This window comes from Sporosarcina sp. HYO08 (assembly GCF_001563475.1).
Classification (GTDB): domain Bacteria; phylum Bacillota; class Bacilli; order Bacillales_A; family Planococcaceae; genus Sporosarcina.
Window position 1 is genome coordinate 304703 of the sequence record NZ_LPUT01000023.1, and the last position, 12960, is coordinate 317662.

A 12960-nucleotide genomic window follows, 5' to 3' on the forward strand; every position below is an offset into this window, starting at 1 on the left:
TGAAAAAGTTTCACTTCCACACTTTTGATAGCGCTTTCATTTATTTGGACTAATTTCGCAATCGACCTTTTTCATCCACTCCCTCTCGACTGAGTTTTCCACTTATTAGCATATTGATATAATAGCAGTCCCCTTAACGGAATGTCAATGACATAACGTCAATGATGCGGTATCACTTATGATTTTTGACGGGCTTCCCTCCAACAATCCCCTCCTTCACCTTATGAAAGAGCCCGAATGAATGCCCATCCCATCTATATAAGGCGGCTAAAAATGCTGCACATAAAAACCGCTCAGAGATTTCTCTAAGCGATTTTTATCCAATGTGATTAAATTAAAAGTCAGGGATGACCCCCCGACCTTTTCCAATATATGATTACTAAAGTATTGTAGAAGAAGACTCCTGTCCCAAAATAGTGAGATGGAATTGCACTCAATGAATATCTCTTTTCTTAAAATTACCGCCCTTCACTTCAGCAACGTCATAGACAACAACGAACGCATTTGGGTCAATTTCATAAATAATTTCCTTCATTTTGCTATCTTCTAGCCGATTAATGATACACGTAATTTCTTTATAGGTTTCTTTTGAATAGCTTCCCTTAACAATGTTATACGTTGCACTGCGGCCGAGGCGGTCACGGATCATTTCTACCATTAATTCTGGTTCGCTTGTAATAATTTTATAAGTCTTCGAACCGCTTAAACCTTCTTCAACGATCTGAATGACTTTAGAGGCAATATAATAAGCAATTCCTGATAAGAATGCACCTTGAAGACCAAATACGAACGAAACGACGATAAATACAAATAAGTTTAAAAATAAAATAAGGTCGCTTGTTCCAAATGGCAATCTTCGGGAAAAAAGTACAGCCAGCATATCAATACCATCTAACGCACCGCCATTTCGTAACGCGATCCCCATACCAATACCAATGATGATTCCCCCAACAACTGTTACTAATAACGTATCTCCTTCGATAATCGTAGGGAGTTGATGCATAATACTCGTCCCGTATGCAAGTGAAGCGATGCCCAGTACGGAATAAATCGCAAAGCTCCTACCAATTTGTTTATACCCTAAAAATACAAAGGGGATATTGAGTACTGCGATAAGGACACCTAGTGGTAGTCCAAATAATTGCGAACCGACGATACTTAGACCTGTCACGCCTCCGTCTGATACGTTGTTTGGAATGAGTATAGTCTCTAGACCATAAGCGGTTATAAACGCCCCAGCCATAACAGCTAATGCGCGTAATCCCATTTTTAATTTGCTTACTTTTTTGGGCTTTTTCATAGCTTTCATAAATTTTCCTCCTGCTTACATTTGCCTTGATCTCATGGATCATTGAATTAGAATGACAGGGATTGTAGCATTTGTCACTGTTCAATCATTCTTGATTTTTTATTATCTCACTTTAACAAGTGTTTTTCACTTTTAAAATATAGTTTTCCATCAAAATACCGTTCCCATTCACATTGGATTTTATGCATAGATAGAGTAACGATTGGAACAACAAAAAAGCCGGGGACTATTCCCTGACCTGCACACTATTCCCTTTTTAACAATAGGCTTCATTTCAATCAATCAAAAATAGAATCAGAATCTATATTGAACAGATCGTCTAGCAAAAGCATACTGTAAGATGATATTGGATGGAGGTTGGTTGGATGAAGATCAATTCTTTTAGTGGGACTGTGACTGCGATAAATGATTTTGGGATAACACCTACAGATGAAAATGGCGGTTGTTATCAGTTGTTTACAGTCGATAATGGTTCAGGATCTATTGTCAATTTTGTTGTCGAACCAACTACTTATTTTGTTGATCACACAATGGTCAGGATTGGAGATCGGGTAACAGGTTTTTATGATGCAGATGTGCCTGTTCCATTCATCTATCCGCCGCAGTACCGGACAATTGTGATGGCTAAATATTCTCCGAATCGGAACGTAAAAGTAGACTTTTTTAATCGAAATTTACTAAGCAGCGACGGACAATTAAAATTAAATCTTTCCCCACAAACGAAAATTCTTTTAACGAACGGGCAAGCGTTCCGCCGCTACCCCGCCAATCGTACATTGGTCGTTGTTTACGACTTCACAACAAAAAGCATTCCAGCGCAAACGAGCCCTACTTCTATTATTGTTCTGTGCCACTAAATTGATTGAATAACCATTATGTAGTAGAAAATCTCGCCCGTCATCTTGTTGATGGGTGAGATTTCTTTGTTTTTGTTTCTTATCGGCGATCTACACACTCAAATAAAATTCTCCCAAATATTTATTTTCCAATCATGTATCCTTTTTGACCACTCCCTTCTATCTAAAAGGTAAAGGGGGAATAGTAAATGACACATTATTTAAAACAACACGCACGCTTCACTACAATCGCCGAAATGGATACAGCCGCTGAACAGCATATCTTATGCCACTGGGATCAAATGACAAAATCAGATCGCCGGGTGCTGGACGTGATCCGCCGCTATTCGGTGAAATACGGTGCAGCACATTTGAAACACGAAACAATCGAAGAAGCGATTGGGGTATCAAACGTAACAGTCCGCCGTGCCATCCGGAAACTTGTCAGCCTACAAATTATCGAAAAAGTTCACTATATTCGTCCAGTTATGAGCGGGCTCGGCGCCAATATTTACATCATTTTACCTTTCGATGACCACGGGAAAATGAACGACCGGGATGAGGCCGATAAACCCCATGACAACAAGGAAAACGAACCCATTTCCGAAAACGAAGCCTTTCTTTCTAAATCTAAAAAATCTAAAGATCTAAATAATACGTCTCCTAAGGAATCGTCAAAGTACTCCACAAGTCTTTTTAGTCGAATGAAAGATCTTCTTAACACAACAATCGGAAACACTAAACTAGCTCGCGAGTTTTTTGGTATTCATAAAGCGATCTCAAGTAAAATGTTAAAGTTTGATATTTACAAAGATGACAAAAATGTCTTCGAAGATCTTGCCTATCGTGCGCTCATGATTACCGTAATGGCAACAAAAAGGAAATCGATCCGCAACTTGCCGGGGTATTTTCATGGCGTGCTAAAGCAATTGGTGGACGAGATGTATTTTGGAGATATTTTCATGTGCTTTGACGTGCCTGTAGAGGGATTTTATTGCCCGGAATGACGGGGTTTTTAGAGGTCTTTTGAAGAAACTATCGGATTTCCCGATTGGATAGCAGAATGACTACACTTAGCTAGAAAATAAAATTAAGGTCTTGTAGAATATAATTAACAGAAACGAAGAGAATCCACAATAACCAAAAAAGATCAAAAAGAACAGGCACTCAGGAGTTCATCAGTACCCGCATTTGACGAGTGGATGAAGCAACATACAAAGATCCAAATACCGGAAATAGAAAAGAGGGAATTCATTGAAAAAAATGTCCAAAGAATACTTAGACGATATTCTTGTCCGTTTGGCTCATCATTCATCTGCGTTAGAAGGGAATACGATTACATTACCTGAAACAATCTCAATTATTCTGCACAATCAAGTGTCAAGCAATCGCAGTGTTGATTTGAGAGAAATTTACGAAATTAAAAACCATGAGCAAGCCTTTCGATATCTCGTACAAGAAATTGAACAAGATGCGCCGCTTCACTTGCAAACAATCAAGGAAATTCACGCTTTATTAATGGATCGTTTGCAATATGACAGAGGGCAATTTAAGTCTGTAGACAATGCGATACTAGGGGCTGACTTTATGCCAGCCAGCGCGCGGGAAACACCACTTCTTATGCAACAATGGGTAGAAAATTTGAATTATCGTTTACAAGCGGCTACTACTGCGCAAGAAAAAATAGTCATTATTGCAGAAGCTCATATTGTATTTGAGCGTATTCACCCTTTTGCAGATGGCAACGGGCGCACTGGACGTATGCTTCTCAATTATTCTTTATTACAACACGATTTTGCTCCACTCATTATTCATAGCAAAGAGAAAGCAACTTACTTACGTTATCTTGCTGAACAAGATATAACGGGCTTTAGCGAATTTATCGAATTAGTACTAACGGAAGAACAACAACGTTTACAACGCTTTGCGAATAAAGAAAAACAACAAATATCTCCCGACTCACCTGGCGAGAATTCTAAATGAAACGTTTGTTTCAGGAAAATAGTTGAATGTGGTCAAATGAATGGCAAAAATTCCGGACACCGCTGCTTTGTCGCAGGATCCGGAATTTCACAAAGCTTTGAGTTGTTAGTCCAGCGGCATTTTAGAATGCCGCTGAACAAGCTCTTTTACAGAGAATCTATTTCCTCCCCATTATTTTTATCAATCAATTTAACTCCTTTCCTATCTGAAAATGAACCGCCTTCAAAATACCACAGATACAGCCCCTTCAATCGCAATTGTTCCACCTTATTTTGCGGCAGCATTTCCAAATTGAGCATCTTCGCGTCATGTTCACCTACTTGAATAAGCCGCTCGTCACCATGCCGGATCAATCCATAAATCAAATGATCCCCATGTCCTGAGTAACTGTCCAATCCTTCATTGTTACGATCCAGCGAACTCCATGTCAACATGCCTGCTTTCCATCCAAAGATTCTTTTATGCACATAAGCAGCACCTAAATACGTCTCATTTTTTATAAAAAAGAACAGTGCTCGATCATCGTGTTTATAACCGGGGATGAGTACTAGGTCTTGATCATTCGCTAGTAATGCTTCATTCGGTTCCTGAAAGGATTCTGACCTTTCTGCCAAAGCCCAGATGAAGAATCCGATAATAAAAATGAGAATTAATGGGAGAATCCCTAGTAATTTTTTATTCATTTAAAACACCTTCCCTTCTATCAACTTCAACATAAATCCCCTATTCCTTAACTCTAGTATAACGTATAAAGGTTATTACTCTCCCCGTCCACCTATGGTATGATAAACAAGGTTCAAAACAAGAGGTTCGCAAACTCCCTCTATAAAAAACTAAGGAGATTGGTAATATGAAAAATGAAAAAGCGTTAGTCGTCTTTAGCGGCGGCCAAGACAGTACGACATGCCTGTTTTGGGCATTGAAAAATTTCCGGGAAGTCGCAACAGTGACGTTCGACTATGGACAGCGTCACTCGGATGAGATTGAACATGCCCGAAAAATTGCGGAGGAACTTGGTGTATCGTTCAAAGTGTTAGATATGAATTTGATCAACCAGTTATCCGCCAATGCACTCACGCGAAATGACATTGAAGTGGCAGAGGTAGACGGCGAATTGCCGTCGACGTTTGTACCTGGAAGAAACCATTTGTTCTTCTCTTTCGCGGCGGTTTACGCCGATGCGATTGGCGCACGGCATTTAATCACCGGTGTGAGTGAAACGGATTTTAGCGGCTATCCGGATTGTCGCGATAACTTTATTAAATCATTAAATGTGACATTGAATTTAGCAATGGATGGAAATTTTGTCATCCACACACCGTTAATGTGGCTCGATAAATCTGAAGTTTGGGCACTTGCCGATGAGCTCGGTGCACTCGATTTTGTGCAAGAAAAAACACTTACTTGCTACAATGGGGTGCCGAGTACGGGATGCGGGGAATGTCCGGCATGTGTACTGCGCAATGAAGGTCTTGCAGCATACCTAGCAAGAAAGACTGCGGGTGTTTCCAAATGATGCAGCAATTTTATCCGCAAGTACAGCACAACTACCGATTCGAATTAAATAAAGATATGCATTTTTCAGCTGCGCATTTCATACCAAATGAAAATGCGGGGAAATGCCAAGTGATGCATGGCCATACGTATTTTATCAATGTAACGATTGGTGGAAATGAATTAGATGAACTTGGTTTTTTAATTGATTTCAAGCAACTGAAAGATTTGATTCATAAAAAATATGACCATTCTGTATTGAATGATCATCCTGAATTCCAACAGCTTTACCCGACCACTGAGCGATTAGCTGAACAAATTTGGACATCGATACAGTCAGTTTTGCGAACAAAAGACAATCGGCCTGACTGCCTCCAAGTGATTGTGCGGGAAACACCGACGAGCTATGTCGTCTACCGTCCAAGACAGGAGGAATTGGCATGAAAATTCCTGTTATGGAAGTGTTCGGTCCGACGATCCAGGGCGAAGGAATGGTAATTGGACAAAAAACGATGTTTGTCCGAACAGCGGGCTGCGATTATTCTTGTGCGTGGTGTGATTCAAGTTTTACGTGGGATGGAACAGGGAAAAGTGTTTCGAAACGACCGCAAGAAATTATCGATGAACTGAAAACGATCGGCGGACAATCTTTTTCGCATGTGACGATTTCGGGCGGAAATCCCGCCTTGCATAAAGGTATCGGGGAACTCGTCGATTTGTGCCATGCAGAAGGTTGGAAAGTTGCGGTCGAAACGCAAGCGACGTTTTGGCAAGATTGGCTGTTGAAAATCGATGACATCACCCTTTCGCCGAAACCGCCGAGTTCAAAGATGATAACGGATTTCGACAAACTAGATCTTTTCATGGAGAAGCTTTCGGACACAAATGCAAGTCTGAAAATCGTCATTTTTGACGAAGAGGATTTCAAATTTGCAGAAGAAGTCCATCTCCGATACCCTTCTGTTCCTTTCTATTTACAGGTCGGTAACGATGATACGACAACAACAGACGATGCCGTTCTGATCCCTCACCTTTTGAAACGGTTTGAATGGCTCATTGATTTAGCTGTTGCTTCTCCGATTATGAACGATGTAAAAGTGCTGCCGCAGTTGCATGCGCTTGTATGGGGAAACAGACGGGGCGTTTAACGATCAAATTGAAAAAGGTGCTGTACTTCATGTCGATTTCGACATAAGGTACAGCACCTTTTTATAATTACGCTCACAAACAATTAACTTTCATAAGCCGACGACGGGGTAAACTTAATATCCGCATCTTCCGGATAAAGTGCTATAAAGGCATCTTCCATATGAAAGACAGCTATTTCAGCCCCTTCTAAAAGATTGTGACGATGCAGCACATTCACCATCGTTTTGAATGCTAGTTCAACGTCTAGTGCTTGAAAAAAGTTGATGGCAGCACCCTTCCCAATTTCTGCGCCATCAATACCGCCATTGCCGGTATCATGCAAAGCTTGGTCCAATAAATCTCCCACATGGACACATTGATCGGATGCTTCATCGAACGCGCCGTCATCTTCCTCATCATCGTAACGGTATTGAACAGCTATGATCGTAAGCGACTCCTCATCCACATGGTTATATCCCTCATATTCCTTTTCTTTTGCCAGTCTTTTCATCACTTTTTCTGAACGCTCAAATAACCCAAGTAGGATTTCTTCACGTCGGCCCACTTTTCCTAGAATCCCTGTCATCGTTACTATTTTCCGCTTTAGTTTCCACACTTGCCAAAAATGTATTTCATTCCCTCTCTTTTTCATCATCCGAATCACGTGAACAAACTCCCTTTTTGAAATTAGTAAATTCCAGTATACCTCATTTTCTACTAATCTATTTTTACACGTTTAAAAATGTAAAAAACCGCTAAAATATATTTACTTTAGATGGGAAAGCTATTAGTTAAATGAAAAAGGATGTGTGACAAATGCAAAGTAAAATTTATATATTATTATCAATAATTGTGATCACCATTTGTTTTTCAGCTTATGAGTTAATATCAGCCAACCAAAACGATCGACCGGAATCTTTTGAAGAAGGTTATGAAGAAATTGGATATAAATCTGTTGAAGATGCAGTCATACAATTTGAAAAACACTTCAATCAGAAAGTGCAGTTACCAACAATTACACCCACTATTCCTTTCACCCATCAATTCGGAAGATTTACTGAAGATCCGAAATACAACATCAACGATTCACTGGAAATTAAGTTTGTGAATGAAAATGCACCAGAAAATCATTATAAAATTGATATTCGCCCTTTGAAAAACCGATTACATTTTAAAGATCAACGCAATCAGAAAACCTATACACTTAAAAATGGTGGGAAAGCCATTTACTTCGAACACCACTTATTCAACTTTTTTGTTTTTGAAAATGACGCCTGGCAATATATGCTTGGCATCGATAAAAGATTGTCTCAAGTAACGCCCGAGACTTTCGTTAAAATTGCAAACTCCATTGAATAAAAATAGCCTTTGCGGGATTCAATTCCTCATCCGCAAAGGCCATTCACTATTCTTTTCTTTCAAGATTGTTTTTTTGACCAATCCGCTTTTCACTCATTAAATCGCTTACCGTACCTAGCTGCAGTCCTTTCGCTTTACTTTCCTGAATAATCGTCCCAAGTCCTTCTTCGACAGGTTTTGTCGGATGCATCAGCACCATATATCCTTTGTCAACGCCCTTTACAATGCGGTTGACCATTTCGGCAGTAGCTGGTTTTCTCCAATCGACTGTATCAATCGTCCATAAAATTGTTTTCATGCCAAGCTCATCAGCGACTTGGATCGTCGTTTCGTTAAAGCTTCCGCTTGGCGGTGCAAACCATTTTGGTGTGATGCCTAATGTTTTTTCAATCACTTCATTCGTCTGGGCCAGTTCTTTGACAGTTTCTTCTCTGGAGCGATGCTGCAAATCAGGATGACTGTACGCATGATTGCCAATTTCATGCCCTTCCTCATAAATGGTCATCGCGAGATCTGGATTGTTTTTTACCCAGCTGCCGTCATAAAAGAAAGTGGCTTTCACGTTATTTTCTTTCAATGTCTTCAGAATTCCCGGGATATGTTCATTGCCCCACGCGACATTGATTAATAATGCGATCATTGGTTTTTCGGGATTGCCCCTATAAATCGGCGACGGTTCCAAATCATCCAAATGAACGCTTGGTGGAATTTCTTTCAAAACGACTTTTTTCGGATCAAATCGTCCGGTTTTTTTCATTTTTTTATAGCTAGCGTCCGTATCAACAACGAGTCCATTGTATCCGGGTATTGCCTTCCAAACACGGTCAATTTTCGCGTCAATCGGTTTGATTTGATGCAACCGATCATACGTTCCAATTTCTTTGGATAGTTCGTCTGGTTCAACTTCTGCAAACGTTGCGACCTTATTACTACGAATAATTTCCGATAAAATTCCGATTTTCACTACAGCAATGACGCCAATTCCAATTACGGAAAGAATTACGAGCAATATTTTTCTCATTTCATTTCCTCGGGTATACAATAGTTATCCACAGGCAAGCGGTTCGTTACATTATTTGGCAGCAATGGAAATCCTCCGTTTCAATGATTGGGTAATCATAGGATTCCCGTACAAATGAAGACAATACATAAAATCATCCAACAACCATCGCGACATCTTTTTAGCTATCGGCGTTCTCAGAGTAATTGGTGACAGTCACTCACACAACTCACTTTCCATTTGATCATAGCATTTTTTCAAAATAATTTCTTTATTACGCCAGGCAACAAATAAATGACGATAAATCGCTTGGGATTCATCGTCATTTTGTTTGCGGTACTTTTTTGACTGAGTTTAGTAGAATTGCCGAAGTGATCTTGGAGAGGTTCATGACCGTGTCTAATCGCGTAGTATTCAAAGAATTGACTGGGAAATGAGGATCTAAGTAATTAACAACCGCCTTCAAATGGTAGGTCCCGACTTCGATTAATGGATTCCCAATCGCATTGCCGGGAATGAACGGACCTTCTTTTAAAAGAATAGAGCCAATTTGATGATGATCTCCTAAACATGCGTCGACGCCAATAATCATCGGATCAGTGAAGCGGCTATGAATGTCTTTAAGGACTTTTTCCAAATTTATCGCATGAACGGGTTCGGAAATGGTGCCAAATACAGGATAGGGAAAGTGGCTTTCTTCGAGCATCGTCCCAACGAGAGGTCCATATGCATCTCCCGTCGAGCGATCTGAACCGATACAAAGGAACACAATCTCATTACACGACTGGTAGCATGTATTCAGGATAAAGGACATTTCATGCAGATCCTCTTCTGTCGATGATTCAGCCGAATAATGAAAATACAACTTACTTTCCTGAAGTCGAACAGTTTTTTTCTTTTTAAAAGAAAACACCGGCTTCCCTCCTCTTTCGGTAATAGGACTACTTCAGACAATGTACTACTTCTACGAAGAGCGGGGAAAATCCTTTTATAGGGGGATACTTGAATAGCATGGAGCTAAAAAAGCATCTTCTCCGAAGAGTAGATGCTTTCTTTGTTAGGATGCCTCCCTGTTCCTTCGGGCAAGTCCATAATAAGAAAAAATGGCAATAACAGCCGACCCGAAAATAAGCACCCCCATTGGGACCGCTGTTTCTTCTCCTGCGATGCCAACAAGCGGCGCGGTAATGGAACCCAACACGAAGGGCAGTAATCCGAGCAGCGCGGAAGCACTCCCTGCAATATGCCCTTGTGATTCCATTGCTAAGGAAAAAGATGAGGTTGCAATGATGCCAATCGATGCGACGAAAAAGAAGATCGGCACAACAATGGTGAGAAGCGGTCCATGGGCAAGTACCGCAATGAGTAATAATGCACCGGACGTAACGGAAATGAATAACCCCGTCTCTAAAAACCGCTGTTCAGAAACGACACCCGTCAAACGCCCAACAATTTGCGATCCTATGATGAGCCCAATCCCATTCATGCCAAATAACACGCTAAACAATTGCGGGGAAACACCATAAATAGTTTGATAGACAAACGGTGTCCCTGCAACATAAGCGAATATGCCAGCCATGATGAAACCTTGTGCCAAGGCGTACCCCATAAATTTTCGATCTTTGAGTAATGATTGGAAGTTTTTCAATGTCTGGGAAAGATTGCTTGACACCCGTAAATGCTTCGGCAAGGATTCATCCATTCCCCACAGGACAACGACCGTTAATAATAGGCCGATGAAGCTTAATGTGATAAATATTCCTTTCCAATCTGTAAACGCAAGAATCCCACCTCCAAGAAGGGGTGCAATGATTGGCGCTAAGTTATTGATCAGCATCAGCAGCGCAAAAAACTTTGTCAATTCCCTGCCACTATATACATCTCGGACGACCGCCCTTGATATAACAATCCCCGCAGATGCAGCAAATCCTTGTAAAAACCGTGCGGCAATAAACAAGCCAATATTAGGTGCAAATGCACAAAAAATCGATGCCGCCAAATAAACGATGAGGGCAATGACTAACGGTTTCTTTCGTCCATGAACGTCGCTCATCGGGCCAAGTATCAATTGCCCCACTCCTATTCCAACAAGTGTCGCTGTTAGACTCACTTGCACGAGGGAAGGCGTTGTACCAAAAGCCGTGACGATCGTAGGAAATGACGGCAAATACATATCGATTGTTAAAGGACCCATCGCTGCCAACGTTCCTAGAAGCAGCGCTAGCTTTAATCGCCTTGTTCCTGTTAATGATTCCATATATGCTTTCAACCTTTCCAAGCCTAAAGGCAATCCATTCATTATATACCTTTGTAAACATAAGATTTTACTCTATCACTAATACTAGCAATTTGAAAGATTTTAGCTCGAAATATAAAAAACAGCCCCCGCTAGTTCTAAATGAATCTGAACAACGGGGAGCTGGTGTTTTTTAAATTTACTGTTGCTTTCTACGATCATCATTCTTTTTGTTATTTGTTTTGCGGATCCGATCGTCTTGTGATCCAAAACAAACGGCTAGTTATATTACTGAAACGCTTAAGTGGATACGATTTCCGGAAGGATCCGTTGTCACAATCGAACCATTTTCTTCAGTGACAGCAGCGCCCATATTCTTTAGTTGAGCGATCACTTTGTTTTTCTTTTCTTCATTCGGAAGCATTAACGTAAATGATTCAAGTCCAACATGATTCGGAGATGGCACAGGTGCCCCGACTCCATTCCATGTATTTAACGCAATATGGTGATGGTATTTTCCGTCCGCAATGAAAAGGGCTTGTGTGCCATATCGGTTGACGACCTCAAATCCAAGTCCTTTAATATAAAATTCTTCCGTCTTTTTTAATTCAGCTACATGCAAGTGAATATGTCCCATCACGGTGCCGGCGGGTAAACCGTTCCATGATTGCTTTCTGGCACCTGCTAGTAGGTCTCTAAAATTCAATGGATCAACTGTCATTGCAACCTCACCGTTATGCCAATCCCATTCGGAAGGGTCACGGTCTATATAGATTTCAATCCCATTCCCATCTGGATCAGATAAGTAAAGCGCTTCACTTACTAGATGGTCCGAAGAACCGAACTGCAAACCAATTTCACTAAAGTGTTGCACGATATTGGCTAAATCATCACGTTCTGGCAGAAGAAGTGCAAAATGATACAATCCTGTCGTTCTTCCTTGTTTCGGCACAACGTTTTCCAATTGCTGAAGGGTCAATAATATAGTCTTCCCATCCGCAGTCAATTGAGCAGATTGCTCTGTTTGTTCTAATACTGTAAATCCAATGACCTCTTTGTAAAACGCTAAGGATCTTTCTAAGTTTTGTACTTTCAAGTCAACTCGCCCTACGAATGTAATAGGTTCACGATGAAAATTCATTTTGGTTGCCTCCTACTTTGGATTAAAAAAATTTGATATCCAGTTACTTTATGTAAGTTAGTATACGATCAGAATTGACGACCGTCAAGTAACTGATTTGTAATTCGTCATTCATACTCGTTATACTATAAGAAAGGAGTTGATTTTATGGATCAGTCAATTTGTCCGAGATTCGAAAAAGCGATGGGCTTATTAAGCCAAAGGTGGACGGGTTTAATCATTTACCAATTATTATCTGGTCCACAACGTTTTTGCAACATGGAATCATCCATCGGTGTAAGCGGCAGGGTGCTATCAGAGCGGTTAAAAGATTTGGAAAATGAAGGGATTGTCAATAGAGCTGTATTTCCAGAGACACCGGTTCGCATCGAATATTCCTTAACCGATAAAGGGAAATCGCTCGCACCACTTATGGAAGAAATAGAAAAATGGTCGCAAAACTGGTTGGAGGTATAAAATCATAAAGGAAGCACC

15 protein-coding genes and 1 riboswitch are annotated in these 12960 nt (G+C 40.6%); of the genes, 8 read left to right on the forward strand and 7 right to left on the reverse strand.

Annotated elements, in window-relative coordinates:
- Window positions 1–433: 433 nt before the first annotated feature.
- A complete protein-coding gene (locus tag AU377_RS08495; RefSeq protein WP_172794041.1) occupies window positions 434–1309 on the reverse strand; it encodes a YitT family protein in 876 nt (291 codons plus the stop codon).
- 365 nt (window positions 1310–1674) lie between these two features.
- Here AU377_RS08495 and AU377_RS08500 point away from each other — a divergent pair, with 365 nt between their 5' ends.
- The 3 genes from AU377_RS08500 (at window position 1675) to AU377_RS08510 (ending at window position 4128) form a co-directional block, all read left to right on the forward strand.
- Complete coding sequence (locus tag AU377_RS08500; protein ID WP_067406901.1) at window positions 1675–2166, forward strand: hypothetical protein; 492 nt, start codon at window positions 1675–1677, stop codon at window positions 2164–2166.
- Between the two features lie 188 nt (window positions 2167–2354).
- Window positions 2355–3152 carry a hypothetical protein gene (locus AU377_RS08505; RefSeq protein WP_067406903.1) on the forward strand — a complete coding sequence of 266 codons (798 nt, stop codon included), beginning with the start codon at window positions 2355–2357 and terminating at the stop codon, window positions 3150–3152.
- A 256-nt stretch (window positions 3153–3408) separates the two neighbouring features.
- Window positions 3409–4128, forward strand: a complete 720-nt coding sequence (locus tag AU377_RS08510; RefSeq protein ID WP_067407253.1) for a Fic family protein — start codon at window positions 3409–3411, stop codon at window positions 4126–4128.
- A 146-nt stretch (window positions 4129–4274) separates the two neighbouring features.
- On the opposite strand, the gene AU377_RS08515 is transcribed toward AU377_RS08510, so the two are convergent.
- Window positions 4275–4811 (reverse strand): hypothetical protein, encoded by a 537-nt coding sequence (locus AU377_RS08515; RefSeq protein ID WP_067406905.1) that lies wholly within the window; start codon window positions 4809–4811, stop codon window positions 4275–4277.
- A gap of 116 nt (window positions 4812–4927) precedes the next feature.
- Window positions 4928–4971, forward strand: a riboswitch (PreQ1 riboswitch).
- A 7-nt stretch (window positions 4972–4978) separates the two neighbouring features.
- On the opposite strand from AU377_RS08515, the gene queC reads away from it, so the two are divergent.
- The 3 genes from queC to queE are packed head-to-tail and all read left to right on the forward strand — an operon-like array spanning window position 4979 to window position 6770.
- Complete coding sequence (queC, locus tag AU377_RS08520; RefSeq protein ID WP_067406908.1) at window positions 4979–5644, forward strand: 7-cyano-7-deazaguanine synthase QueC; 666 nt, start codon at window positions 4979–4981, stop codon at window positions 5642–5644.
- Window positions 5641–6066, forward strand: coding sequence for a 6-carboxytetrahydropterin synthase QueD (queD, locus tag AU377_RS08525; RefSeq protein WP_067406910.1), 426 nt, complete (start codon window positions 5641–5643; stop codon window positions 6064–6066). Before queC ends, queD begins: the two co-directional genes overlap by 4 nt.
- Entirely contained in the window at window positions 6063–6770 is a 708-nt protein-coding gene (queE, locus tag AU377_RS08530) for a 7-carboxy-7-deazaguanine synthase QueE (RefSeq protein WP_067406913.1), read from the forward strand. The genes queD and queE overlap by 4 nt, the downstream gene beginning before the upstream one ends.
- A gap of 83 nt (window positions 6771–6853) precedes the next feature.
- Here the strand turns inward: queE and AU377_RS08535 are convergent, their stop codons facing one another.
- On the reverse strand, window positions 6854–7414 hold the full coding sequence (locus AU377_RS08535; protein WP_067406916.1) for a hypothetical protein: 561 nt from the start codon (window positions 7412–7414) through the stop codon (window positions 6854–6856).
- A 152-nt stretch (window positions 7415–7566) separates the two neighbouring features.
- On the opposite strand from AU377_RS08535, the gene AU377_RS08540 reads away from it, so the two are divergent.
- Window positions 7567–8109, forward strand: coding sequence for a hypothetical protein (locus tag AU377_RS08540; protein WP_067406918.1), 543 nt, complete (start codon window positions 7567–7569; stop codon window positions 8107–8109).
- Between the two features lie 46 nt (window positions 8110–8155).
- Here AU377_RS08540 and AU377_RS08545 read toward each other — a convergent pair whose 3' ends face one another.
- The 4 genes from AU377_RS08545 to AU377_RS08560 form a co-directional block, all read right to left on the reverse strand.
- Entirely contained in the window at window positions 8156–9130 is a 975-nt protein-coding gene (locus AU377_RS08545; RefSeq protein ID WP_067406921.1) for a polysaccharide deacetylase family protein, read from the reverse strand.
- A 301-nt stretch (window positions 9131–9431) separates the two neighbouring features.
- Window positions 9432–10022, reverse strand: coding sequence for a spore protease YyaC (yyaC, locus tag AU377_RS08550; protein WP_067406922.1), 591 nt, complete (start codon window positions 10020–10022; stop codon window positions 9432–9434).
- A 144-nt stretch (window positions 10023–10166) separates the two neighbouring features.
- Window positions 10167–11366: a multidrug effflux MFS transporter gene (locus tag AU377_RS08555; RefSeq protein WP_067406924.1), complete on the reverse strand. Its 1200-nt coding sequence runs from the start codon at window positions 11364–11366 to the stop codon at window positions 10167–10169.
- Window positions 11367–11628: 262 nt separating this feature from the next.
- Window positions 11629–12486 carry a VOC family protein gene (locus AU377_RS08560; protein WP_067406926.1) on the reverse strand — a complete coding sequence of 286 codons (858 nt, stop codon included), beginning with the start codon at window positions 12484–12486 and terminating at the stop codon, window positions 11629–11631.
- Window positions 12487–12633: 147 nt separating this feature from the next.
- On the opposite strand from AU377_RS08560, the gene AU377_RS08565 reads away from it, so the two are divergent.
- Entirely contained in the window at window positions 12634–12942 is a 309-nt protein-coding gene (locus AU377_RS08565; protein WP_067406927.1) for a helix-turn-helix domain-containing protein, read from the forward strand.
- Window positions 12943–12960 lie beyond the last annotated feature (18 nt).

Coding starts and splice junctions, on each gene's coding strand:
- AU377_RS08495 (WP_172794041.1), bottom strand. CDS start 1,309: ATGAAAGCTATGAAAAAGCCCAAAAAAGTAAGCAAATTAAAAATGGGA.
- AU377_RS08500 (WP_067406901.1), top strand. CDS start 1,675: ATGAAGATCAATTCTTTTAGTGGGACTGTGACTGCGATAAATGATTTT.
- AU377_RS08505 (WP_067406903.1), top strand. CDS start 2,355: ATGACACATTATTTAAAACAACACGCACGCTTCACTACAATCGCCGAA.
- AU377_RS08510 (WP_067407253.1), top strand. CDS start 3,409: ATGTCCAAAGAATACTTAGACGATATTCTTGTCCGTTTGGCTCATCAT.
- AU377_RS08515 (WP_067406905.1), bottom strand. CDS start 4,811: ATGAATAAAAAATTACTAGGGATTCTCCCATTAATTCTCATTTTTATT.
- queC (WP_067406908.1), top strand. CDS start 4,979: ATGAAAAATGAAAAAGCGTTAGTCGTCTTTAGCGGCGGCCAAGACAGT.
- queD (WP_067406910.1), top strand. CDS start 5,641: ATGATGCAGCAATTTTATCCGCAAGTACAGCACAACTACCGATTCGAA.
- queE (WP_067406913.1), top strand. CDS start 6,063: ATGAAAATTCCTGTTATGGAAGTGTTCGGTCCGACGATCCAGGGCGAA.
- AU377_RS08540 (WP_067406918.1), top strand. CDS start 7,567: ATGCAAAGTAAAATTTATATATTATTATCAATAATTGTGATCACCATT.
- AU377_RS08545 (WP_067406921.1), bottom strand. CDS start 9,130: ATGAGAAAAATATTGCTCGTAATTCTTTCCGTAATTGGAATTGGCGTC.
- AU377_RS08555 (WP_067406924.1), bottom strand. CDS start 11,366: ATGGAATCATTAACAGGAACAAGGCGATTAAAGCTAGCGCTGCTTCTA.
- AU377_RS08560 (WP_067406926.1), bottom strand. CDS start 12,486: ATGAATTTTCATCGTGAACCTATTACATTCGTAGGGCGAGTTGACTTG.
- AU377_RS08565 (WP_067406927.1), top strand. CDS start 12,634: ATGGATCAGTCAATTTGTCCGAGATTCGAAAAAGCGATGGGCTTATTA.